Annotated in this window: 22 protein-coding genes; 6 read left to right on the forward strand and 16 right to left on the reverse strand. The window is 72.3% G+C overall.

Annotated elements, in window-relative coordinates; all coding sequences use genetic code 11:
* The first annotated feature begins 40 nt into the window (after nt 1-40).
* From OO62_RS03175 to OO62_RS03185, 3 genes are all read left to right on the forward strand, one after another.
* Nucleotides 41-307, forward strand: coding sequence for a protealysin inhibitor emfourin (locus tag OO62_RS03175; RefSeq protein WP_033265618.1), 267 nt, complete (start codon nt 41-43; stop codon nt 305-307).
* Between the two features lie 72 nt (nt 308-379).
* Nucleotides 380-1,699, forward strand: a complete 1,320-nt coding sequence (locus OO62_RS03180; RefSeq protein ID WP_033265619.1) for a GH1 family beta-glucosidase — start codon at nt 380-382, stop codon at nt 1,697-1,699.
* Nucleotides 1,696-2,946, forward strand: a complete 1,251-nt coding sequence (locus OO62_RS03185; RefSeq protein WP_033265620.1) for an MFS transporter — start codon at nt 1,696-1,698, stop codon at nt 2,944-2,946. The genes OO62_RS03180 and OO62_RS03185 overlap by 4 nt, the downstream gene beginning before the upstream one ends.
* A gap of 19 nt (nt 2,947-2,965) precedes the next feature.
* Here OO62_RS03185 and era read toward each other — a convergent pair whose 3' ends face one another.
* From era to OO62_RS03215, 6 genes are all read right to left on the reverse strand, one after another.
* A complete protein-coding gene (gene era, locus OO62_RS03190; RefSeq protein ID WP_398742043.1) occupies nt 2,966-3,913 on the reverse strand; it encodes a GTPase Era in 948 nt (315 codons plus the stop codon).
* An 89-nt stretch (nt 3,914-4,002) separates the two neighbouring features.
* Nucleotides 4,003-4,362 (reverse strand): cytidine deaminase, encoded by a 360-nt coding sequence (locus OO62_RS03195; protein ID WP_033265777.1) that lies wholly within the window; start codon nt 4,360-4,362, stop codon nt 4,003-4,005.
* Between the two features lie 357 nt (nt 4,363-4,719).
* The gene (locus OO62_RS03200; protein WP_033265622.1) at nt 4,720-6,045 is read right to left on the reverse strand and encodes a hemolysin family protein; all 1,326 of its coding nucleotides are present in this window, start codon (nt 6,043-6,045) and stop codon (nt 4,720-4,722) included.
* A gap of 12 nt (nt 6,046-6,057) precedes the next feature.
* Nucleotides 6,058-6,555 carry an rRNA maturation RNase YbeY gene (gene ybeY / locus OO62_RS03205; RefSeq protein WP_033265623.1) on the reverse strand — a complete coding sequence of 166 codons (498 nt, stop codon included), beginning with the start codon at nt 6,553-6,555 and terminating at the stop codon, nt 6,058-6,060.
* A gap of 43 nt (nt 6,556-6,598) precedes the next feature.
* Nucleotides 6,599-7,603 (reverse strand): PhoH family protein, encoded by a 1,005-nt coding sequence (locus OO62_RS03210; RefSeq protein WP_033265624.1) that lies wholly within the window; start codon nt 7,601-7,603, stop codon nt 6,599-6,601.
* Between the two features lie 172 nt (nt 7,604-7,775).
* A complete protein-coding gene (locus OO62_RS03215) occupies nt 7,776-8,921 on the reverse strand; it encodes a carbohydrate kinase family protein (RefSeq protein ID WP_033265625.1) in 1,146 nt (381 codons plus the stop codon).
* Nucleotides 8,922-8,987: 66 nt separating this feature from the next.
* Here OO62_RS03215 and OO62_RS03220 point away from each other — a divergent pair, with 66 nt between their 5' ends.
* Nucleotides 8,988-10,325 (forward strand): family 4 glycosyl hydrolase, encoded by a 1,338-nt coding sequence (locus OO62_RS03220; protein ID WP_033265626.1) that lies wholly within the window; start codon nt 8,988-8,990, stop codon nt 10,323-10,325.
* Between the two features lie 19 nt (nt 10,326-10,344).
* Here the strand turns inward: OO62_RS03220 and OO62_RS03225 are convergent, their stop codons facing one another.
* The 3 genes from OO62_RS03225 to OO62_RS03235 all read right to left on the reverse strand — a co-directional run bounded on the left by OO62_RS03225 (nt 10,345) and on the right by OO62_RS03235 (nt 13,593).
* Nucleotides 10,345-10,974, reverse strand: coding sequence for an MBL fold metallo-hydrolase (locus OO62_RS03225; protein ID WP_033265627.1), 630 nt, complete (start codon nt 10,972-10,974; stop codon nt 10,345-10,347).
* Nucleotides 10,974-12,059, reverse strand: a complete 1,086-nt coding sequence (locus OO62_RS03230) for an S-(hydroxymethyl)mycothiol dehydrogenase (RefSeq protein WP_033265628.1) — start codon at nt 12,057-12,059, stop codon at nt 10,974-10,976. Before OO62_RS03230 ends, OO62_RS03225 begins: the two co-directional genes overlap by 1 nt.
* A 178-nt stretch (nt 12,060-12,237) precedes the next feature.
* Nucleotides 12,238-13,593 carry an enolase C-terminal domain-like protein gene (locus OO62_RS03235; protein WP_033265629.1) on the reverse strand — a complete coding sequence of 452 codons (1,356 nt, stop codon included), beginning with the start codon at nt 13,591-13,593 and terminating at the stop codon, nt 12,238-12,240.
* A gap of 238 nt (nt 13,594-13,831) precedes the next feature.
* Between OO62_RS03235 and OO62_RS03240 the strand changes: the two genes are divergently transcribed.
* Entirely contained in the window at nt 13,832-14,647 is an 816-nt protein-coding gene (locus tag OO62_RS03240) for an HAD family acid phosphatase (protein ID WP_033265630.1), read from the forward strand.
* A 43-nt stretch (nt 14,648-14,690) separates the two neighbouring features.
* Here OO62_RS03240 and OO62_RS03245 read toward each other — a convergent pair whose 3' ends face one another.
* Nucleotides 14,691-15,596 carry a ribonuclease Z gene (locus OO62_RS03245; RefSeq protein WP_033265631.1) on the reverse strand — a complete coding sequence of 302 codons (906 nt, stop codon included), beginning with the start codon at nt 15,594-15,596 and terminating at the stop codon, nt 14,691-14,693.
* A gap of 6 nt (nt 15,597-15,602) precedes the next feature.
* On the reverse strand, nt 15,603-15,962 hold the full coding sequence (locus OO62_RS03250) for a histidine triad nucleotide-binding protein (protein ID WP_033265632.1): 360 nt from the start codon (nt 15,960-15,962) through the stop codon (nt 15,603-15,605).
* Nucleotides 15,963-16,181: 219 nt separating this feature from the next.
* Between OO62_RS03250 and OO62_RS03255 the strand changes: the two genes are divergently transcribed.
* Nucleotides 16,182-16,613 (forward strand): OsmC family protein, encoded by a 432-nt coding sequence (locus OO62_RS03255; RefSeq protein ID WP_033265633.1) that lies wholly within the window; start codon nt 16,182-16,184, stop codon nt 16,611-16,613.
* Nucleotides 16,614-16,706: 93 nt separating this feature from the next.
* Here OO62_RS03255 and OO62_RS41260 read toward each other — a convergent pair whose 3' ends face one another.
* From OO62_RS41260 to hrcA, 5 genes are all read right to left on the reverse strand, one after another.
* Nucleotides 16,707-16,841, reverse strand: coding sequence for a hypothetical protein (locus OO62_RS41260; RefSeq protein ID WP_266105130.1), 135 nt, complete (start codon nt 16,839-16,841; stop codon nt 16,707-16,709).
* Nucleotides 16,842-17,120: 279 nt separating this feature from the next.
* Nucleotides 17,121-17,864, reverse strand: coding sequence for a 16S rRNA (uracil(1498)-N(3))-methyltransferase (locus tag OO62_RS03260; protein WP_033265634.1), 744 nt, complete (start codon nt 17,862-17,864; stop codon nt 17,121-17,123).
* Complete coding sequence (locus tag OO62_RS03265) at nt 17,861-18,949, reverse strand: nitronate monooxygenase (RefSeq protein ID WP_033265635.1); 1,089 nt, start codon at nt 18,947-18,949, stop codon at nt 17,861-17,863. The genes OO62_RS03260 and OO62_RS03265 overlap by 4 nt, the downstream gene beginning before the upstream one ends.
* 51 nt (nt 18,950-19,000) lie before the next feature.
* On the reverse strand, nt 19,001-20,137 hold the full coding sequence (gene dnaJ, locus OO62_RS03270) for a molecular chaperone DnaJ (RefSeq protein ID WP_033265636.1): 1,137 nt from the start codon (nt 20,135-20,137) through the stop codon (nt 19,001-19,003).
* Nucleotides 20,138-21,154 (reverse strand): heat-inducible transcriptional repressor HrcA, encoded by a 1,017-nt coding sequence (gene hrcA, locus OO62_RS03275; protein WP_033265637.1) that lies wholly within the window; start codon nt 21,152-21,154, stop codon nt 20,138-20,140.
* Nucleotides 21,155-21,257 lie beyond the last annotated feature (103 nt).

The raw sequence follows: 21,257 nt of genomic DNA on the forward strand, positions 1-21,257 counted from the left end.
CGGGGTAGAAGTCCGTCGCAGGACGTCGGAGGAGCCCGTTATGCGCATTCATGTCCATCGCACCGGCGGCTTCGCCGCCATCGACCGCCGCGCCGAGGTCGACACCGCAGACCGTCCCGACGCCGCCGACTGGAAGGAGCTGGCCGAGCAGGCCGTGGCCACCGCCCACACCGAGCCCCCGGTCGGTGTCCCCGACGGCTTCAGCTACCAGATCACCGTCGACGGCCGGACCGTCTACTGCTCGGACCCCCGCCTCACGGACGAACAACGCACCTTGATCACGAAGGTGCTGAAGGAAGGGGCCTAGCACCGCACGGGGAAAGGCCGGGGTGCGTCGTACCCCTTGACAGAGTTACCGGCGGTTACAAAGCTCCCGCCCATGGTGACGAACCCGCTGCCCGCGTTCCCGCCCGGATTTCTCTGGGGCGTGTCCACCTCGGCCCACCAGATCGAGGGGGCCGTCGACAAACGGGACCCGTCGGTCTGGGACGCGTTCACGGCCGAGCCGGGCCGGGTGAAGGACGGCTCGACGGCGGAGGTGGCGTGCGACCACTACCACCGCTACCGCGAGGACGTGGCCCTGCTGCGTGACCTGGGCGTGGACGCGTACCGCTTCTCCGTCTCCTGGCCCCGGGTGACCCACGAGGGCGGCCTCGGCTTCTACGACCGGCTGGTCGACGAGCTGTGCGCGGCGGGCGTGCGCCCGGTGCCGACGCTCTTCCACTGGGATCTGCCGCTGGGCCTGGACTGGCTGGAGCGGGACACCGCGGCCCGGTTCGCCGACCACGCGGCGCGGGTGGCCGACCGGCTCGGCGACCGTGTGGACCGCTGGATCACCCTCAACGAGCCCGCGGAGCACACCCTGTTGGGCCATGCGCTGGGCGCCCACGCACCCGGCCGGAGGCTCCTGTTCGACGCGCTCCCGGTGGCCCACCACCAGCTCCTGGCGCACGGCCTGGCGGTCCGGGCGCTGCGCGCGGGCGGCGCCACGGACATCGGCATCGCCAACTCGCACGGCCCGACCTGGCCGGCGTCCGGCAGACCGGAGGACGTCGAGGCCGCCGACTTCTACGACGTCCTCCTCAACCGCCTCTTCGCCGACCCGCTGCTGCTGGGCCGCTACCCGGACGGCATCGCCGCGCTGCTGCCGGGCGACGTCGAGTCCGACCTGAAGGTGATCGCGGAACCCCTCGACTGGTACGGCATCAACTACTACCAGCCGACGAAGGTGGGCGCGCCCGAGGGCACCGAGAGCGCGTTCTCCGGACTGACGCTGCCCGCCGAACTCCCCTTCTCCGTCCGGGAGATCGACGGCTACCCGGTGACCGACTTCGGCTGGCCGGTGGTCCCCGGGGCCCTGACGGAGCTGCTCACCGGCTTCCGGGAACGGTACGGGGAGCGGCTGCCGCCCGTCGTCATCACCGAGAACGGCTGCTCGTACGAGGGCCTCGACGACCAGGAGCGGATCGCGTTCCTGGACGGGCACCTGCGGGCGCTGCACACGGCCATGACGGCCGGGGTGGACGTGCGCGGGTACTTCGTGTGGTCGCTGCTGGACAACTTCGAGTGGGCGGAGGGGTACACCCGGCGGTTCGGGCTGGTGCACGTGGACTACGGGACCCTGGCGCGCACCCCGAAGTCCTCGTACCGCTGGCTGCGGGACGTGCTGAGGGAGCAGGCCGGCAGGGCCCGGGGATGACCGGGGCGGCCGCTCCGGCGGCGCTCGCGGAGCCGTCGGAGCGGGTGGGGCGGGCGTGGACCACCTCGTTGTCGCTGGTGAACGGGGCGATCTGGGCCGGGTGGTACGGGCCGATCCAGATCCTGCTGGCGCTGCAGGCGGCGGAGCTGGCACCGGCGGGCACCGCCAAGGAGTCGGTGCTGGCGTGGGTGACCGGGGCGGGAGCCGCCGTCTCGATGGTCGCCAATCCGTTGTTCGGGGCGCTGTCGGACCGTACGACCTCGCGGCTGGGGCGGCGGACGCCGTGGATCGTCGCCGGGGTCGCGGGCGGGGCGGTGGCCCTCGTGCTGCTCGCGGGCGCGCGGAGCGTGGCGGCGATGGCGGTCGGGTGGTGCGGCGTGCAGCTCACGCTCAACGCGGCGTTCGCGGCCGTCACCGCGGCCTTGCCGGACCGGGTGCCGCCCGGCCAGCGGGGCGCGGTGGGCGGCTGGCTGGGGGCCGCGCAGATCCTGGGCGTGGTGGCCGGGACGGGGCTGGCGACGGCCGGGGGCGGGTTGGCCGGCGGCTACCGGGCCTGCGCCGCCTTCGCGGTGCTGGGGGCGCTCCTGTACGTGCTGCTGCACCGGGACCTGGTGCTGCCGGCCGGGCGGCGGCCCGCGGCCGGACCGGTGGCCGTGCTGCGCGGGCTGTGGATCAGCCCGCGTCGCCATCCCGACCTGGCCTGGGCCTGGCTGACCCGGTTCCTGATCAACCTGGGCAACGCGCTGGCGCTGCTGTACCTGCTCTACTACCTGCGGGACGTGCTCCGGCGGCCGGACCCGGGCGGCGGGGTGCTGATCCTGACCGCGCTCAACGGGGTCACGCTGCTGGGCACCGTCGTCGTGGGCGGGATCTGGTCGGACCGCACCGGGCGGCGCAAGCCGTTCGTCCTGGGCGCCGGCGTGATCATGGCGGCGGCCACCGGGCTGCTGGCCGGCTGGCAGACCTGGACGGGCGCGCTGTGCGCCGCGGCGCTGCTCGGCGTCGGGTTCGGGGTCTTCACGTCCGTCGACCTGGCGCTGATGACGGAGGTGCTGCCGGCCGCCGCGGACCGCGCCAAGGACCTCGGCGTCATCAACATCGCCAACTCGCTGCCACAGGTGGCCGCCCCGGCGCTGGCCGCGCCGCTCGTGCACCACCTCGGCGGCTACCGGGTGCTGTACGCCGTGGCGGCCGCGATCGGGCTGGTGGGGGCGTTGCTGGTGCGGCGGATCCGCGGGGTGGCGTGACGCCGCCCCGCGCCCGGGCTCAGAAGCCCAGCTTCCGCAGCTGCTTGGGGTCGCGCTGCCAGTCCTTCGCCACCTTGACGTGCAGATCGAGGAAGACCGGCGTGCCGAGCAGTGCCTCGATGTGCTTGCGGGACTTGGTGCCGACCTCCTTGAGCCGCTTGCCCTTCGGGCCGATGATGATGCCCTTCTGGCTGGGCCGCTCGATGTAGACGTTGGCGTGGATGTCCAGCAGCGGCTTGTCGGCGGGGCGGTCCTCGCGCGGGAGCATCTCCTCGACCACCACGGCGATGGAGTGCGGCAGCTCGTCGCGTACGCCCTCCAGCGCGGCCTCCCGGATCAGCTCGGCGACCATGACCTGCTCGGGCTCGTCGGTGAGGTCGCCCTCCGGGTAGAGCGCCGGGCCCTCGGGCAGCAGCGGGACGAGCAGATCGGCCAGCAGCGACACCTGGGCGTCACCGACCGCCGAGACCGGGATGATCTCGGCCCACTCGATGCCCAGCTCCTTGCCGAGCTGGTCGATCGCGATCAGCTGGGCGGCCAGCGCCTTGGAGTCGACCAGGTCGGTCTTGGTGATGATGGCGATCTTGGGGGTCTTCTTGATGTCGGCCAGCTCGGCGGCGATGTAGCGGTCGCCGGGGCCGATCTTCTGGTCGGCGGGCAGACAGAAGCCGATGACGTCGACCTCCGACCACGTGGTGCGGACGATGTCGTTGAGGCGTTCGCCGAGCAGCGTGCGCGGCTTGTGCAGACCGGGGGTGTCGACGAGGACCAGCTGGGCCTCGGGGCGGTGCACGATGCCGCGCACCGTGTGCCGGGTGGTCTGCGGGCGGTTGGAGGTGATCGCCACCTTCGTGCCGACGAGAGCGTTCGTCAGGGTGGACTTGCCTGCGTTGGGGCGCCCGACGAAGCATGCGAAGCCGGCGCGGTGCGGGGCGGAGGACTCTGTACGAACGCTCATGGCGCCCATTCTCCCCGATGCCGGGCGCCGCTCCGACCACGCCGGGCGACGCCCGCCCCCGAGCCCCCGCCGTCGGGGCCCCGCACGGGGCCCCGGTCCTACGCCTCGCCCGCGGGGACCGTGGTGTGCACGGTGCCGTCGAGGCCGGCGACCAGGACGGGCGTCGCGGGGCCGCCGAGGTCCCGGACGGCCGCGCGGTCCGCGTCGCCGGCGCCCTCGGCCTCGGTGACCACGGCCGCGGCCTCCAGCGAGGTGGCACCGCTGGCGACGGCCATGGCGACGGCCGTCTGCAACGCGCTGAGCTTCAGCGATTCCAGGGCGACGGTGCCGGCGACGTAGGTGCGGCCGGTCTCGTCGCGGACGGCCGCACCCTCGGGCACGCCGTTGCGGGCCCGCGCCGAGCGCGCGAGCGTGACGATCTTGCGGTCTTCGGGGTCCAGCGGTGCGGCATCGGTCATACCGGCGAGCATATGCGCCGCCCCCGCCGCGTCCGTAGCGGGATCACCCGGCGACCGTCTCCGGTGTCCGGGTGGGATGGCTGCCCCGGTCCCCCGTGGCCGGGGCAACCCGCGTGGCAAGATTTCTCGGACGATTTCTCTCACGCGCGGCGGCCGCCTTTCGGCAACCGCCCGAAGATCTTTCCACGGTGCGCCGGGCAGAATCCAGTCCCACCGGAAATGGCTTGCAGAACATTTCCGGTGCACTGGAGATAAGTAGCCCGGCGCACCACCGCAGGCGTTTTCCCGCGGTGTGCGGCAGGTCGATGGTTCCGGTGTGCGCCGGGATTACCCGGAGAGTTCCGCCGTGTGCGGGGATTACGCGGAGAGCTCCGCCGGCTCGCCCGCGTCCGCCGAGCGGATCGGCTCGCACACCACCGTGACGATCTTGTTCCGGCGGCCGGCCGGGGACTCGGCGGTCAGCCGGAGCGCCTTCAGCCCGGCGTCGGCCGCGTACTCGGCGACATCGACCTCGGCGGTGGCACCGGCGATCGGCACCCGGCCCAGCAGCTTGGCCAGCAGTCCGCCGACCGTTTCGACGTCCTCGTCGTCCAGCTCGGCCAGCCCGTACAGCTCTCCCAGGTCACCGATATCGAGGCGGGCGGTGACGCGATAGCGGCCGTCACCGAGATCCTCGACCGGCGGCAATTCCCGGTCGTATTCATCGGTGATCTCGCCGACGATCTCTTCGAGGATGTCCTCGATGGTGACGATTCCGGCGGTGCCGCCGTATTCGTCGATGACCACGGCGACGTGATTGCGGTCCTGCTGCATTTCGCGCAGCAGATCACCGGCATTCTTCGTGTCGGGCACGAAGACGGCGGGCCGCATGGCCGTGGAGACCAGCTCGGTCTCGGCGTCGCGGCTGATGTGCACCTTGCGGGCGAGGTCCTTGAGGTAGACCACGCCGACGATGTCGTCCTCGTTCTCGCCGGTCACCGGAATACGGGAGAAGCCGGAGCGCAGGGCGAGGGTCAGCGCCTGGCGGATGGTCTTGAAACGCTCGACGGCGACCAGATCCGTACGCGGCACCATCACCTCGCGGACGAGGGTGTCGCCGAGCTGGAAGACGGAGTGCACCATCCGGCGCTCCTCGTCCTCGATCAGCGACTCCTGCTCCGCGAGGTCGACCAGCGAACGCAGCTCCGCCTCGGAGGCGAACGGGCCCTTGCGGAAGCCCTTGCCGGGCGTGAGGGCGTTGCCGATGAGGATCAGCAGCTGCGGGATCGGGCCCATGATGCGGGCCAGCGGCAGCAGGACGTACGCCGCGACGGTGGCGGTGTTCAGCGGGTGCTGGCGGCCGATCGTCCGCGGGGAGACGCCGACGGCCACGTAGGAGACCAGCACCATCACGGCGATGGCGACGGTCAGCGCCTGCCAGGTCTTGTCGAAGGAGCGCAGGCAGGCGTAGGTGACCAGCGCGCCGGCCGCCATCTCGCAGCCGACCCGCACCAGCAGCGCCACGTTGAGGTAGCGGGTGGGGTCGGCGGCGACCTGGGCGAGCTTGGCGCTGCCCCGGCGCCCGGAGCGGACCGCCTCCTCGGCCCGGAAGCTCGTGGTACGCGCCAGACCGGCCTCCGCGCAGGCGGCCAGCCAGGCGATCACGATGAGCAGGACCGCGACGGCGATCAGCTGGGTGGTCATCGCGGGCGCCCGTCAGGTGACGGTCGGGGCCGGCGAGGGGCCGGTCAGGCCCCGCTCCGTGCGCCAGCCGTCGACGATCGCCGCCTGGAGCCCGAACATCTCGGCCTTCTCGTCCGGCTCCTCGTGGTCGTAGCCGAGGAGGTGGAGCACACCGTGGACGGTCAGCAGCTGGAGCTCCTCGTCCATGCTGTGCCCGGTCGGCGCCTCCTCGCCCTGCTTCTTGGCGACCTCCGGGCACAGCACGATGTCACCGAGGAGCCCCTGCGGGGGCTCCTCGTCGTCCTTGGCCGGCGGACGCAGCTCGTCCATCGGGAAGGACATGACATCGGTCGGACCCGGCAGGTCCATCCACTGCAGGTGGAGCTGCTCCATGGCCTCGTCGTCCACGACGATGACGGACAGCTCGGAGAGCGGGTGGATACGCATCCGGGCCAGGGCGTAGCGGGCGACGTCGAGGATCGCCTGCTCGTCGACGTCCGTGCCGGACTCGTTGTTCACGTCGATGGACATGAGGGGAGTTGCTTCTCGCTTCTTGATCGCGCGGTGCTCGGGCTCACTGGCCGTTGCGGCTGTCGTACTTCTCGTAGGCGTCGACAATACGGCCGACGAGCTTGTGGCGGACCACGTCCTGGCTCGTGAGCAGTGAGAAGTGCACGTCGTCGACGCCGTCCAGGATGTCCCGGACCTGGCGCAGACCGCTCTTCGTGCTGCCCGGCAGGTCGACCTGGGTGACGTCGCCGGTGACGACGATCTTGGATTCGAACCCGAGGCGGGTGAGGAACATCTTCATCTGCTCGGGGTTCGTGTTCTGCGCCTCGTCGAGGATGATGAACGCGTCGTTGAGCGTCCGGCCGCGCATGTACGCCAGCGGCGCGACCTCGATCGTGCCCGCGGCCATCAGGCGCGGGATGGAGTCGGGGTCGAGCATGTCGTGCAGCGCGTCGTAGAGCGGACGCAGATACGGGTCGATCTTCTCGTAGAGGGTGCCGGGCAGGAAGCCCAGCCGCTCGCCGGCCTCGACCGCGGGACGGGTCAGGATGATCCGGTTGACCTGCTTGGCCTGCAGCGCCTGCACGGCCTTCGCCATCGCCAGGTACGTCTTGCCGGTACCCGCCGGGCCGATCCCGAAGACGACGGTGTGCTTGTCGATGGCGTCGACATAGCGCTTCTGGTTCAGCGTCTTGGGCCGGATCGTGCGCCCGCGGTTGGACAGGATGTTCTGGGTGAGCACCTCGGCGGGCGTCTCGCTCACCGCACCCTCGCCGTCCTCCGCCGCGCGCAGCATGGCGATGGAGCGTTCCACTGCGTCCTCCGTCATCGGTTGTCCGGTGCGGAGCACCAGCATCATCTCGTCGAAAAGGCGCTGGATGAGGGCGACTTCCCGGGCGTCGCCGACCGCGCTGACTTCGTTGCCCCGGACGTGGATGTCGGTCGCCGGGAAGGCTCTTTCGATCACACGCAGTAGCGAGTCCCCGGAACCCAGGACCGTCACCATCGGGTGCTTGGCCGGGACGGTGAACTGTGCGCTCGCCTGCGGCTGCATGGGTGTCTGAGTCATAGGGTGGCCCAGTGGCCTGCTCAACCCCGTCCTTCGCTCATAAGACGTGCCCCTCTGAGGTGCCTGCCTGCACTGACTCCTTGCGCTACCAGGGTACGACGGTGCACCGACAAGCCCGAGGGCTTTTCCGCACCGCCCGGCCCGGCCGGCCGCAACGGGGGCCGGAGGGCTCTCAGGCCGGGTGGCGGAAGCCGAGCGTGGGGACGGCGCGGGCCAGCGGGGCGGGCCGGTAGGCCGCCGGCAGCACCTCGTCCAGGAAGGCGTACTGGCGGCGCAGCGCGCCCGGCGCCCCCGCCTCGTACGTCCGCACCTGCTGCCACCAGGCCGCGATCTCCGCCCAGCCCGGCGCGGAGAGCGAGCCGCCGAACTCCTGCACCGACAGCGCGGCGCTCAGCCCCGCGAAGGCCAGCCGCTCGGCGAGCGGCCAGTCGGCCAGCGTGCCGGTCACGAACCCGGCGACGAAGACGTCGCCGGCGCCCGTCGGGTCCAGTGCCTGCACCGCGATGGCGGGCACCTCGGCGGTCTCCCCGGTCCGCCCGTCCACCGCGTAGGCGCCCTCCGAGCCGAGCGTGACGACCGCGAGCGGTACCAGGTCGGCGAGCTTGCGGGCGGCCGCGCGCGGGCAGTCCGTCCGCATGTAGCGCATCGCCTCCTCGGCGTTGGGCAGGAACGCCTCGCAGTGCTCCAGGTCGGCGAGGTCGGCCGGGTCCCAGCGGCCGCTGTCGTCCCAGCCCACGTCCGCGAAGAGGCGGCTGCCGCGGCCGGCCGCGCAGCCCAGCCAGCCCTCCCGGCGCCCCGGCACCAGCGAGGCGACGCAGGCGCGGGACGGCGGCGGGCAGCCCGGCGCGTGCTTGCCGTCGAAGACGAAGTCCGGCGGCGGCGCCTCGTGGCCGTGCGACACCATCGTGCGTTCGCCCTCGTACGCCATGGAGACGGTCACCGGGGAGTGCCAGCCGGGGACGGTGCGGGAGAGGGACAGGTCGATGCCCTCGCCCTGTTCGAGCGCCTCCCAGCAGTACTCGCCGTACTTGTCGTCGCCGAACGCCGCGGCGAGGGAGGTGCGCAGCCCCAGCCGGGCCAGCGCGGTGGCCATGTTGGCGATGCCGCCCGGGCTGGAGCCCATGCCGCGGGCCCAGGACTCGGTGCCGCGGACCGGCGCGGAGTCCAGGCCGGTGAAGATGATGTCCAGGAAGACCGTGCCGGTGAGGTACACGTCGGTGCGCGGATCGCCGTCGGCGCGCACGGCGGCCAGCGGATCGAGGGCCGGTGGCACGGCGGCCGGGCCCGTGGGCGGATGGACATCACCTCGGCTGCTCACCGTGCACGCCCCTCTCGTATCGGCACGTGCCGCCAGTGTGCCTGATGCTGCGGTACGTTCCGCCCCATGAGGCTCACGATTCTCGGCGGGGGCGGCTTCCGGGTGCCGCTGGTCTACCGCGCGCTGCTGGACGACCCGGCGGGATCCGTCTCCGAGGTGGTGCTGCACGACACCGACGCCCGCCGGGTGGGAGTGATCGCCGAGGTGCTGACACGGCTGGCGCACGGCCACCGGGCGCCGGTGCCGGTACGGGTCGCCCACGGTCTGGACGAGGCGCTGACCGGCGCCGACTTCGTCTTCTCCGCGATACGGGTGGGCGGTACGGCCGGCCGGATCCGCGACGAGCGGATCCCGCTCGCCGAGGGCGTGCTCGGCCAGGAGACGGTCGGCGCGGGCGGCGTCCTCTACGGCCTGCGGACGATCCCGGTGGCGGTGGACATCGCCGAACGGGTCGCCCGGCTCGCCCCGAACGCCTGGGTCATCAACTTCACCAACCCGGCGGGCATGGTCACCGAGGCGATGTCGCAGGTGCTCGGCGACCGCGTCATCGGGATCTGCGACTCCCCCGTGGGGCTGGTGCGCCGGGCGGCGCGGGCGGCCGGAGCGGACCCGTCGGCCTTCGCGAGCGGCCGGATCGGCTACGACTACGTCGGCCTCAACCACCTCGGCTGGCTGCGGTCGTTGACGCTGGACGGCACCGAACTGCTGCCGCGGCTGCTCGCCGACGACACCGCGCTGGGCTCCTTCGAGGAGGGCCGGCTGTTCGGCGCGGAGTGGCTGCGCACCCTCGGCGCGCTCCCCAACGAGTACCTGCACTACTACTACTTCCGCCGCGAGACGCTCGATTCGGTGCGCGACACCCCGGAGACCCGCGGCGAGTTCCTCGACCAGCAGCAGGGCGGCTTCTTCGAACGGGCCGCGGCGGGCGGCGGCCCGGAGGCGGCGTACGCGCTGTGGGAGCGGACCCGGCTGGAGCGCGAGGAGACGTACATGGCGCACAGCCGGGAGGCCAGCGGCGGCTGGCAGCGCGACAGCCACGACCTGGAGGGCGGCGGCTACGACCGGGTGGCGCTGGCGCTGATGCACGCCATCGTGGGCGACAGCGGGACCCGGCTGATCCTCAACGTCCGCAACGGGACGACGGTGCCGCAGCTGGCGCCGGACGCGATCGTGGAGACGGTGTGCGAGGTGACCGCGCGCGGCGCCCGGCCGCTGCCCTGCGCGCCGCTGCGCGAGGACCAGTTGGGGCTGATGCTCCAGGTCAAGGCGGTGGAGCGGGCGGCCGTCGAGGCGGCCCTGTTCAAGGACCGGGGCGCGGCGCTGCGGGCGCTGGCGCTGCATCCGCTGGTGGACTCCCCCGCGGTGGCCGCCCGCATCCTTCAGCGGGCGGCCAAGGAGGCGTGAGGGGCCCGTCCCGGGGCGTTCAGTGGCCGCGGGCGATCCACTCGTCCAGGTGCGGGGCCTCCGCTCCGATCGTCGTCGGGTCACCGTGACCGGTCAGCACCCGCGTACCGGGCGGCAGCGTCAGCAACCGCTCCCGGATCGACCCGACGATCGTCGGGAAGTCGGAGAACGACCGTCCGGTGGCGCCCGGGCCGCCCTGGAAGAGCGTGTCGCCGGTGAAGACGGCCCCCAGCTCGGGCGCGTGGAGGCAGACCGCGCCCGGCGCGTGGCCGGGCGTGTGCAGCACCCGCAGGTCGGTCCCCGCGATGGTCAGCACCTGGCCGTCCGCCAGCTCCGCGTCCGGCGCGGTGTCCGGGTGGGTCATCTTCCACAGCGGCAGGTCGGCGGGGTGCAGATGGATCCGCGCCCCGGTGCGGGAGGCCAGCGCCGGGGCGGCGTCGATGTGGTCGTTGTGTGCGTGCGTGCAGATGATCGCGCGCAGCGTCCGGCCGCCGAGGGCCGTGAGGATGGCGTCGGCGTCGTGGGCGGCGTCGATGACGATCGCCTCGTCGTCGTTGCCGACGATCCAGACGTTGTTGTCGACGTCCCAGGTGCCGCCGTCGAGGGAGAAGGTGCCGGAGGTGACCAGGTGGTCGATGCGGGCCGCCATCAGAACGTCACCACCGAACGCAGGACGTCACCGGCGTGCATCCGCTCGAAAGCCTTCTCCACGTCGTCGATGCCGATGGTCTCGGTGACGAACGCGGCGAGGTCGATCCGGCCCTGCTGGTGCAGGTCGATGAGCATCGGGAAGTCGCGGGACGGCAGACAGTCGCCGTACCAGGAGGACTTGAGGGCGCCGCCGCGGCCGAAGACGTCCAGCAGGGGAAGTTCCAGGGTCATCTCGGGGGTGGGCACACCCACCAGGACGACGGTGCCGGCGAGGTCGCGGGCGTAGAACGCCTGCCGGTACGTCTCGGGCCGGCCGACCGCGTCGATGACGACGTCCGCGCCGAAGCCGCCGGTCAGCTCGCGGATCGCCTCGACGGGGTCGGTGGTGCGGGAGTTGACGGTGTGGGTGGCACCCATGGAACGCGCGGTGGTCAGCTTGCGGTCGTCGATGTCCACCGCAATGATCTTGGAAGCGCCGGCCAGGTACGAGCCGACCACCGCCGCGTCCCCGACACCGCCGCAGCCGATCACCGCGACCGCGTCGCCGCGCCCCACCCGGCCGGTGTTGAGGGCGGCGCCGATGCCCGCCATCACCCCGCAGCCCAGCAGACCCGCCACCGCGGGCGACACCTCCGGGTCGACCTTGGTGCACTGCCCGGCGGCGACCAGCGTCTTGTCGGCGAAGGCGCCGATGCCGAGCGCGGGGGTCAGCTCGGTGCCGTCCTTCAGCGTCATCTTCTGCTCGGCGTTGTGCGTGTCGAAGCAGTACTGCGGGCGGCCGCGCCGGCAGGCCCGGCACTGACCGCACACCGCGCGCCAGTTGAGGACGACGAAGTCACCGGGCGCGATCTCCGTGACCCCCGCACCGACCGACTCCACGACGCCGGACGCCTCGTGCCCGAGCAGGAACGGGAAGTCGTCGTTGATGCCGCCCTGCTTGTAGTGCAGATCGGTGTGGCACACCCCGCACGCCTGGACCTTCACCACGGCCTCGCCGGGGCCCGGATCCGGCACCAGGATCGTTTCCACCCGCACCGGTTCGTTCTTCCCCGGCGCGATCACGCCGCGCACTTCCTGTGCCATCGGAACAGCCCCTTTCAAAGATCACGTACGGGACCACTGTGGCGCACCGCCACTGAGCCGTGCCTCACCGTACGCGTGCCGGGCGACCTGGCACAGGACCTCGGCCGGGTCCGTGATCACCGGCCGGGGCCCGGTGCCGGATCGCCCGCGCGGGCGGCCCGGCGGGCGGGCGAGCCGGTCACCAGCGCGGGACGGCGGGGGCGGTCCAGCCGGGGTCGGCGCGCCGCATCGCCGCGGCGTCGTCGCGGTCGCGCAGGGTGCCGTCGTCGGCCAGCCACCGGCGGTGCAGCACGGCGAGCCGGTCGCGGTCGAGCTCGACGCCGAGGCCGGGGGCGTCGCCGACCGTCACCCGGCCGTCGTGGAAGGCGAGCCGCTCGGTGAGGACGTCCTCGGTCTGCCAGGGGTAATGGCTGTCGCAGGCGTACCGGAGACCGGGCAGCGTCGCGGCGACCTGGGTCATCGCGGCGAGGCTGATGCCGAGGTGGGTGTTGGAGTGCATGGACACCCCGACGCCGAACGCGGCGCAGACGGCCGCGAGTTCACGGGTCGCGCGCAGCCCGCCCCAGTAGTGGTGGTCGGAGAGCACGATTTGGACGGCGTCCCGGGTGAACGCCTCGGCGATCTCGCCGAAGGTGGTCACGCACATGTTGGTGGCCAGCGGCAGCCGCGCCCCGCCGGGCGGTGTGCCCGGCCCGCCGCCGGGACCCGTACCGCCCAGTGCGGCCGCCACCTCCGCCATGCGGGCCGTGCCGCTCACCGGGTCCTCCAGATACTCCAGGACGTCCCCCAGTTCCTCCGCGACCGCGAGCGCGGTCGCCACGCTCCAGGCGCCGTTGGGGTCCAGCCGCAGCGGCCGGCCGGGGAACGCCTCGGCCAGCGCCTTGATCGCCGCGACCTCCTGCGCCGGCTCGAACACCCCGCCCTTGAGCTTGAAGGACGTGAAGCCGTAGGTGTCGGCGAACCGGCGGGCCTGGGCGACGACTCCGGCCGGGTCCAGCGCCGCGCCCCAGTCGTCGCGCTCGCCCCGGCCGTCCGGGTGCGCGGCCCAGCGGTAGAAGAGGTAGGCGCTGTACTCCACCGTGTCGCGGACCTTGCCGCCGAGCAGGGCGTGGACGGGCAGGCCGACGGCCTTGCCCCAGGCGTCCAGGCAGGCGACCTCGAACCCGGAGAGGACCGAGAGCCGCAGCTTGTCGGCGGTCCGGACGCCGCGCAGCCCGCCGACGTCCACCGCGTCCGGGCCGGTCGCGGCGGCCGCGTCCCCGCAGACCTCGGCGGCGAGGGCGGGCAGGCCGTTCAGGTCCGTGACCGAACGGCCGATCAGCGACCCCGCCAACGGCTTCGCCAACTCCAGGTACCCGGCGTCCCCGTACGTCTCACCGAGTCCCGTGACGCCGCGCTCGGTGACCACCTCGATGATCAGGCGAGGGGTGTACGGCTGGTGCACACCCTGGGTGTTCAGCAGGGGCGGATCGGCCACCAGGACCGGGGTGAGCCGGACCTCGGCGAGGGCGAGGGCGTTCTCACGGTCGGTCATCCGCAGGCTCCTACGAGGACGGCAATGTTCCTGTATACGTATGGAGTTCATGCATGCGGTTGGAGCCTAGGGATCGCGCGATCGGGCCGTCAAGCGCCCCGGCCGCACCACCCCACCGGTGCGCACCCTGACCACCTGCCAGGCTTTGCCAATCATTGAATCTTCGCGCGTAGATAGCGATATAACGCTCTGTTAAACCTACCGATGACCACTCGCGCCACCCCCGAAGGAGCCGCGCATGCCGCGCCCCGATCGCTTCCGTCCCGCCCTCTCCCGTCGCGCCCGTCTCGGCGCCGCGACGGTCGCCGCCCTCGTGGCCGGCACCGCCGTCTTCGGTATCGGCCAGGCCACCGCCGAACACTCCGTGCCGCGCACCGACAAGGAGATCCCGAACCTCACCCAGGTCCAGGACAAGATCAAGGCGTACTACGGCGACACGGTCACGGCCGACGGCGAGCACTACGCCTCCCCGCGCAGCAACTACGCCCGCCAGGTCCACGGCATCGAGGCCAAGGCCCGCGCCTACCTGACCAAGGCCCTCGCCAAAAACACCCTGAGCGGCAAGAAGGCCAAGCCGGCCATCGTCCTCGACATCGACGACACCACCCTGCTCACGTACAACTACGAGCTCCAGGTCGGCTTCCACTTCACCCCGGAGAGCCAGGACAAGTACCTGGAGAGCACCGACATGGACCCGGTCTTCGGCATGAACCGGCTCGTCAACTGGGCGCACGACAAGGGCGCCGAGGTCTTCTTCCTCACCGGCCGCAAGGAAGCGCAGCGCGACTGGAGCGTCCGCAACCTCAAGAACGTCGGCTACGACGTGGCGCTGGACCGCCGCCACGTCTACCTGAAGGACAAGGAGCACCCGCCGGCGTACCTGCCCTGCGGTGCCGCCTGCACGACCATCGAGTACAAGTCGGGCACCCGCAAGCACATCGAGTCGCTCGGCTACAACATCGTCGCCAACTTCGGCGACCAGTACAGCGATCTGAGCGGCGGGGCCGGGGACCGGACCTTCAAGCTGCCGAACCCGATGTACTACCTGCCGTAGGGCAGGGGGGCGTGCGCCCGGCGGGCCGTCCTCCGCCGGGCGCTCAGCGCCGCTTGGGCACCGGCACCCGCATCAGGTCCCTGGCGATGGTCAGCTCGCCCGTGAAGCCCGCCGCCCGCGCCTGCCGCTCGAACTCCGCGGGGTCGTCGTAGCGCTGCGAGAAGTGCGTCAGCACCAGATGCCGCACGCCTGCCTGCGCGGCCACCTCGGCGGCCTGGCCTGCGGTCAGATGACCGTGGTCGACGGCCAGTTGGACGTCCTCGTCCAGGAACGTCGACTCGATGACGAGCATGTCCGCCCCCTCCGCAAGGGCGTGCACGCCGGGGCACAGCCGAGTGTCCATGACGAACGCGAACCGCTGGCCGGGGCGCTGCTCGCTCACCTCTTCCAGGGTGACGCCGTTCAGCTCGCCGAGCCGCTGCAGCCGCCCGACGTCCGGCCCGGCGATGCCGTGCGCCGCCAGCCGCTCCGGCAGCATCCGGCGGGAGTCCGGCTCGACGATGCGGTAGCCGTACGACTCGACCGGGTGCGAGAGCTTGCGCGCCTCCAGGACGTACGCCGCCGAGCGCTCCAGCTCACCGTCGACGGCGACCGGCCGCTGGACCAGACGGACCGTCTCCCGGTACGCGGTGGCATAGCGCAGCCGCTCGAAGAAGCGCTCCCCGCTGGCCGGGTAGTGGGCGGTGACCGGGTGCGGCACCCGGTCGAGGTTGATCCGCTGGATCACCCCGGCCAGGCCGAGCGAATGGTCGCCGTGGAAGTGCGTGATGCAGATCCGGTTGAGGTCGTGGGCGGCGACCCCGGCGCGCAGCATCTGCCGCTGGGTGCCCTCACCGGGGTCGAACAGCAGCCCCTGGCCGTCCCAGCGCAGCAGGTAGCCGTTGTGGTTGCGGTGCCGCGTGGGAACCTGACTCGCGGTGCCGAGGACCACCAATTCACGTACGGACACGGTCGGTTACCCGGGCGGCCACTGCAGGCCGCGGCCGCCGAGCACGTGCAGGTGCGCGTGGAAGACGGTCTGGCCCGCGCCGGCACCGGTGTTGAAGACGACCCGGTAGCCGCGGTCCTCGACCTTGTCCTCGGCGGCGACCTCGCGCGACTCGCGCAGTATGTCGGCGAGGACCTGCGGCTCGGCGGCGGCGAGGGACGCCGCGTCGGGGTAGTGCACCTTGGGGATCACCAGGACGTGCGTCGGCGCCTGGGGGTTGATGTCGCGGAACGCGACGGTGGTCTCGGTCTCCCGGACGATGGTCGCCGGCACCTCCCCCGCCACGATCTTGCAGAACAGGCAGTCGGCCTGCGGTTCTCCCGCCACCGGTGGCTCCTCCCGGGTCATCCCGTACGCACGGTGCGCACGGCCTCGGATGCTACCGGGCGGCACGCGGCGCGGCCCCACCCCACCCGTACGCCGCGCGGGGCACGCCACCGGCGGGGCGACGCACGACGGCGCGGTGGCCGGGCCGCCGGGATGCGGGGCCCGGGATCACTAAGCTGGACCGTGATCGCTTTCGCCCACCATCGGGAGTTATGCACCATGGCAACCACGCGCACCGCCACCACCCACTGGGAGGGCAACCTCCTCCAGGGCAAGGGCACCGTCGCCCTGGAGTCCTCCAACGTCGGCACGTACGACGTGAACTGGCCCGCCCGCGCGGAGCAGCCCAACGGCGTCACCAGCCCCGAGGAACTGATCGCGGCGGCCCACTCCTCCTGCTACTCCATGGCCTTCTCGCACGGCCTGGCGGGCAAGGGCCACACCGTCGAGGCCCTGGACACCCGCGCCGACGTCACCTTCCAGCCCGGTGAGGGCATCACCGGCATCGCCCTGACCGTCAAGGCCCGCGTCCCCGGCCTGTCCGAGGAGGAGTTCCAGGCCGCGGCCGAGGACGCCAAGAAGAACTGCCCGGTGAGCCAGGCGCTGGCAGGCGTCAAGAACATCACGCTGGCGGCCGAGCTGCTGGCCTGACCCGGCCGTCCGTCATTGCGCGGAACGGCGGTGCGCCGACAGGCTTTCGGGGCTGTCGGCGCACCCCTGCGCGGCCCGTCGCCCCGAGGCCGGCTACGGCAGCGGTGGTGCCCAGCCGAGAACGAGGCACGCGAAAAGGCTGAAGATCCACAACACGGCGAGCGCCGCGACCACGCCCAGCGCCGCGATCCCGATCACCACTGCCTTTGCCCCCGCGGAATTCGCCATGCCCCCATGATCCTCCCGCCCGCGTCCGGCAGGCCGGCGGGGTGCCCCTGGGGAGACCGGGGAAGCCGGCCAAGGCCGTGTCTTTCGGCCTAGGCCGTGTCTTTCGGATCATGCCGGGCCCGCGACGCCCGGCACCGCGCCTCGCGGCGTTCTCGTCGGTCGCCGACGTCCCCCAGCTACCGCTGGGAGGTGCCCCCACCGCGTCGACTCCCTCCTCGGCCTTGCGATGCACGGCACCGGACGCCGCGGGCTGCTCCGACCTGATCCGAAAGACACGGCCTAGCTCCAGCGCCCGGTGCGTCCCAGCAGCAGGGCGGTGGCCGCGGTGCCCGCCGTGGAGGTGCGCAGCACGGTCGTCCCCAGCCGGTACGGCTTGGCGCCCGCCTCGGCGAAGGTGGCGAGCTCCTCCGGGGAGACACCGCCCTCGGGGCCGACGACGAGCACCAGGCGCCCGGTGGCGGGGAGTTCCGCGGTGGCGAGCGGGGAGCTGCCCTCCTCGTGGAGGACGGCTGCGAAGTCGGCGTCCGCGAGGAGCGCGGCCACCTGCTTGGTCGTCAGGGGGTCGGCCACCTCGGGGAAGGTCAGCCGACGCGACTGCTTGCCCGCCTCACGGGCCGTGGCGCGCCATTTGCCCAGCGCCTTGGCGGCCCGCTCGCCCTTCCACTGGGTCACACAACGCGCCGCCGGCCAGGGCACGATGGCGTCCACGCCGGTCTCGGTCATGGTCTCCACGGCCAGCTCGCCGCGGTCGCCCTTGGGGAGTGCCTGGACGACGGTGATCGTCGGGTTCGGCGGCTCCTCGGTGCGCAGCTCCGCGACCGCGACGGTGAGCCGGTCCTTGCCCTCGACGCCGGCGACGGTGCCGTGGGCCCCGGCGCCGCGGCCGTCCGTCAGCACGACCTCCTCGCCGACCCGCAGCCGGCGCACCGACACCGCGTGCCGCCCCTCGGGGCCGTCCACGGTCAGCGTGGCGCCGGCGCGTACGTCCGCGAGCGAATCGACGAGGAAGACGGGCGCGGTCATGAGGCGCCGCCGTCGGCGGTCCGGCCCAACGCGGCGCGCGCGGCGTCCATTTCGGCCGCGAGGACCTCGACGAGCTGGGCGGCGGGCATCGCCCGGGCCAGCCGGTGCCCCTGCCCCGCCCACAGGTTGATCCCCTGCGCGTCGCCGGCCTTGGCCGCGGCCTTGCGCACGGTGGAGGTGAGGTAGTGCACGGCGGGGTAGGCGGCCGGGGCGTACGGGCCGTGCTCGCGCAGGAAGCGGTTCACCAGCCCGCGGGCCGGCCGCCCGGAGAACGCCCGGGTCAACTCCGTATGCGTGAACAGGGGGTTGGTCAGCGCCTGCTTGTGGAGCGGGTTGGCGCCCGACTCCGGCGTGGCGAGGAAGGCGGTGCCCAGCTGCGCCATGGACGCCCCGGCCGCCAGCACCGCCGCGATCTGCGACCCGCGCATCAGCCCACCCGCGGCGATCACCGGGATCTGTACCGCCTCCCGTACCTGGCCGAGCAGGGCCAGCAGCCCCAGCCCGGCACCGGTGCCGTCCGCGTGCGGATCGTCCCGGTGGGTGCTCTGGTGGCCGCCGGCCTCCACGCCCTGCACACACACCGCGTCCGCGCCCGACCACTGCGCGGCCTGCGCCTCGGCGGCGGTGGTGGCGGTGACGACGGTGTACGTACCGACCTTGGCGAAGCCGTCGAGCACCGCGCGCGACGGGCAGCCGAAGGTGAAGGACACCACCGGCACCGGGTCCTCGCGCAGGATCGCGAGCTTGGCCTCGTAGTTGTCGTCGCTGGGCCCGTCGGTGTCACCGAGTTCGGTCTCGTACCAGGCGGCCTCGCCGGCGAGCTGTTCGCGGTAGACGTCGACGGCGGCGGAGTCGGCCAGCGAGGGCTGCGGCATGAAGAGATTGACGCCGAAGGGCCGGTCGGTCATCGACCGCAGCTGCTTGATCTCCTGGTACATCCCGTCGGCGGTCTTGTAGCCGCCGGCGAGGAAGCCGAGACCGCCGGCGCCGCAGACGGCGGCGGCCAGCTCGGGTCCGGAACCGCCTCCCGCCATCGGGGCCTGCACGATGGGGTAGCGGCAGAGATCGGTTGGTGCGGTGGGCATGCGCACATCGTGTCACGCCCACCGCACCGCACCGAACCGGGGCGGGCCTGCCTACCGCCCGTTGAAGGCGTCCTTCAGCCGCGAGAACAGCCCCTGCTGTCCCGGCTGGAACTGGCCCGTGGGGCGTTCCTCGCCGCGGAGCTTGGAGAGCCGGCGCAGCAGCTCCTCCTGCTCGGGGTCGAGCTTGCTGGGCGTCTGCACCTCGACGTGGACGATCAGGTCGCCGCGGCCGCCGCCCCGCAGATGGGTCACCCCGCGCTGATGCAGCGGGATCGACTGGCCGGACTGGGTGCCGGGCCGGACGTCGATCTCCTCCACCCCGTCGAGCGTCTCCAGCGGGCACTTCGTGCCCAGCGCCGCCGCCGTCATCGGGATGGTGACCGTGCAGTGCAGATCGTCGCCGCGTCGCTGGAAGACCGGGTGCGGCAGCTCGTGGATCTCGACGTAGAGGTCACCGGCCGGGCCGCCGCCGGGGCCGACCTCGCCCTCGCCGGCGAGCTGGATGCGGGTGCCGTTGTCGACACCGGCCGGGATCTTGACCGTCAGCGTGCGGCGGGAGCGGATCCGGCCGTCGCCCGCGCACTCGGGGCACGGGGTCGGCACGACCGTGCCGAAGCCCTGGCACTGCGGGCACGGCCGGGAGGTCATGACCTGGCCGAGGAAGGACCGGGTGACCTGCGAGACCTCACCGCGGCCGCGGCACATGTCGCAGGTCTGCGCCGAGGTGCCCGGCGCCGCGCCCTCACCGGTGCAGGTGGTGCAGACGACCGCGGTGTCGACCTGGATGTCCTTGGTCGTGCCGAAGGCCGCTTCGTTCAGCTCGATGTCGAGCCGGATCATGGCGTCCTGGCCGCGGCGGGTGCGCGAGCGCGGCCCGCGCTGCGACGCGGTGCCGAAGAACGCGTCCATGATGTCGGAGAAGTTGCCGAAGCCCGCGCCGAAGCCGCCCGCGCCCTGGCCGCCGCCCGCCTGCGAGAGCGGGTCCCCGCCGAGGTCGTAGACCTGCTTCTTCTGCGGATCCGACAGGACCTCGTAAGCGGCGTTGATCTCCTTGAACCGCTCCTGGGTCTTGGGATCCGGGTTCACGTCCGGGTGCAGCTCGCGCGCCAGCCGCCGGAACGCCTTCTTGATCTCGTCCTGCGAGGCATCGCGCCGAACGCCCAGGACCGCGTAGTAATCCGTGGCCACTTACGACTCCGCCAGGATCTGTCCGACGTAACGTGCCACTGCGCGTACCGCTCCCATCGTTCCGGGGTAGTCCATGCGGGTCGGTCCGACCACGCCGAGTTTGGCGACTGCCTCGTCGCCCGAACCGTAGCCGACCGTGACGACCGATGTGGACGTCAGGCCCTCGTGGGCATTCTCATGCCCGATGCGTACGGTCATTCCCGAGTCCTTGGCCTCGCCGAGGAGCTTGAGCATCACCACATGCTCCTCAAGCGCCTCGAGCACCGGACGGATGGTCAGGGGGAAGTCGTGTCCGAAGCGCGTGAGATTGGCGGTGCCGCCGATCATCAGCCGCTCTTCGGTCTCCTCCACCAAAGTCTCCAGCAACACCGACAGCACTGTCGAGACCGTGCCGCGGTCGTCCTGCTCGAAGGACTCCGGGAGATCCTGCACCAAGGGGGGCACATCCGTGAAACGGCGGCCCACGACCCGGCTGTTCAGCCGCGCCCGCAGGTCCGCCAGGGATGCCTCGGCAAAGGGGGCCTGGCAGTCGATGAGCCGCTGCTCGACCCGTCCGGTGTCGGTGATGAGCACGAGCATCAGGCGGGCCGGGGCGAGTGCCAGCAGCTCGACGTGCCGGACCGTGGACCGGGTCAGCGACGGGTACTGCACGACCGCGACCTGCCGGGTCAGCTGCGCCAGCAGCCGGACCGTGCGGCCCACCACGTCGTCGAGGTCGACGGCACCGTCCAGGAAATTCTGGATGGCCCGCCGCTCGGGGCTGGACAGCGGCTTGACGCCGGCCAGCTTGTCGACGAAGAGGCGGTAGCCCCTGTCGGTCGGGATCCGCCCGGCACTCGTGTGCGGCTGGGCGATGTAGCCCTCGTCCTCCAGCGCTGCCATGTCGTTACGGATCGTGGCCGGGGACACCCCGAGCTGATGCCGCTCGGTGAGCGCCTTGGAGCCGACCGGCTCCTCCGTCCCGACGTAGTCCTGGACGATGGCGCGCAGCACTTCGAGCCTGCGTTCACTGAGCATGGCGCGCACCTCCAGTCCGGCCGTCCGCCGTCTCGTTACTCCCTGGCACTCACACGGGCCGAGTGCCAGACCTTGAGCCAGTGTACGGCCGGGTAGCACCGGC

Source organism: Streptomyces lydicus (genome assembly GCF_000717345.1).
Classification (GTDB): domain Bacteria; phylum Actinomycetota; class Actinomycetes; order Streptomycetales; family Streptomycetaceae; genus Streptomyces; species Streptomyces lydicus.

What these genes read in the sequence shown, in the direction of transcription:
- OO62_RS03210 (WP_033265624.1), bottom strand. Translation starts at nt 7,603, where the DNA reads ATGACTCAGACACCCATGCAGCCGCAGGCGAGCGCACAGTTCACCGTC.
- OO62_RS03225 (WP_033265627.1), bottom strand. Translation starts at nt 10,974, where the DNA reads ATGGCGGCCCGCATCGACCACCTGGTCACCTCCGGCACCTTCTCCCTC.
- OO62_RS03195 (WP_033265777.1), bottom strand. Translation starts at nt 4,362, where the DNA reads ATGACCGATGCCGCACCGCTGGACCCCGAAGACCGCAAGATCGTCACG.
- OO62_RS41260 (WP_266105130.1), bottom strand. Translation starts at nt 16,841, where the DNA reads ATGGCGAATTCCGCGGGGGCAAAGGCAGTGGTGATCGGGATCGCGGCG.
- OO62_RS03240 (WP_033265630.1), top strand. Translation starts at nt 13,832, where the DNA reads ATGCCGCGCCCCGATCGCTTCCGTCCCGCCCTCTCCCGTCGCGCCCGT.
- OO62_RS03255 (WP_033265633.1), top strand. Translation starts at nt 16,182, where the DNA reads ATGGCAACCACGCGCACCGCCACCACCCACTGGGAGGGCAACCTCCTC.
- hrcA (WP_033265637.1), bottom strand. Translation starts at nt 21,154, where the DNA reads ATGCTCAGTGAACGCAGGCTCGAAGTGCTGCGCGCCATCGTCCAGGAC.
- OO62_RS03185 (WP_033265620.1), top strand. Translation starts at nt 1,696, where the DNA reads ATGACCGGGGCGGCCGCTCCGGCGGCGCTCGCGGAGCCGTCGGAGCGG.
- OO62_RS03175 (WP_033265618.1), top strand. Translation starts at nt 41, where the DNA reads ATGCGCATTCATGTCCATCGCACCGGCGGCTTCGCCGCCATCGACCGC.
- OO62_RS03180 (WP_033265619.1), top strand. Translation starts at nt 380, where the DNA reads ATGGTGACGAACCCGCTGCCCGCGTTCCCGCCCGGATTTCTCTGGGGC.
- OO62_RS03200 (WP_033265622.1), bottom strand. Translation starts at nt 6,045, where the DNA reads ATGACCACCCAGCTGATCGCCGTCGCGGTCCTGCTCATCGTGATCGCC.
- era (WP_398742043.1), bottom strand. Translation starts at nt 3,913, where the DNA reads ATGGGCGCCATGAGCGTTCGTACAGAGTCCTCCGCCCCGCACCGCGCC.
- OO62_RS03220 (WP_033265626.1), top strand. Translation starts at nt 8,988, where the DNA reads ATGAGGCTCACGATTCTCGGCGGGGGCGGCTTCCGGGTGCCGCTGGTC.
- OO62_RS03265 (WP_033265635.1), bottom strand. Translation starts at nt 18,949, where the DNA reads ATGCCCACCGCACCAACCGATCTCTGCCGCTACCCCATCGTGCAGGCC.
- OO62_RS03260 (WP_033265634.1), bottom strand. Translation starts at nt 17,864, where the DNA reads ATGACCGCGCCCGTCTTCCTCGTCGATTCGCTCGCGGACGTACGCGCC.
- ybeY (WP_033265623.1), bottom strand. Translation starts at nt 6,555, where the DNA reads ATGTCCATCGACGTGAACAACGAGTCCGGCACGGACGTCGACGAGCAG.
- OO62_RS03235 (WP_033265629.1), bottom strand. Translation starts at nt 13,593, where the DNA reads ATGACCGACCGTGAGAACGCCCTCGCCCTCGCCGAGGTCCGGCTCACC.
- OO62_RS03230 (WP_033265628.1), bottom strand. Translation starts at nt 12,059, where the DNA reads ATGGCACAGGAAGTGCGCGGCGTGATCGCGCCGGGGAAGAACGAACCG.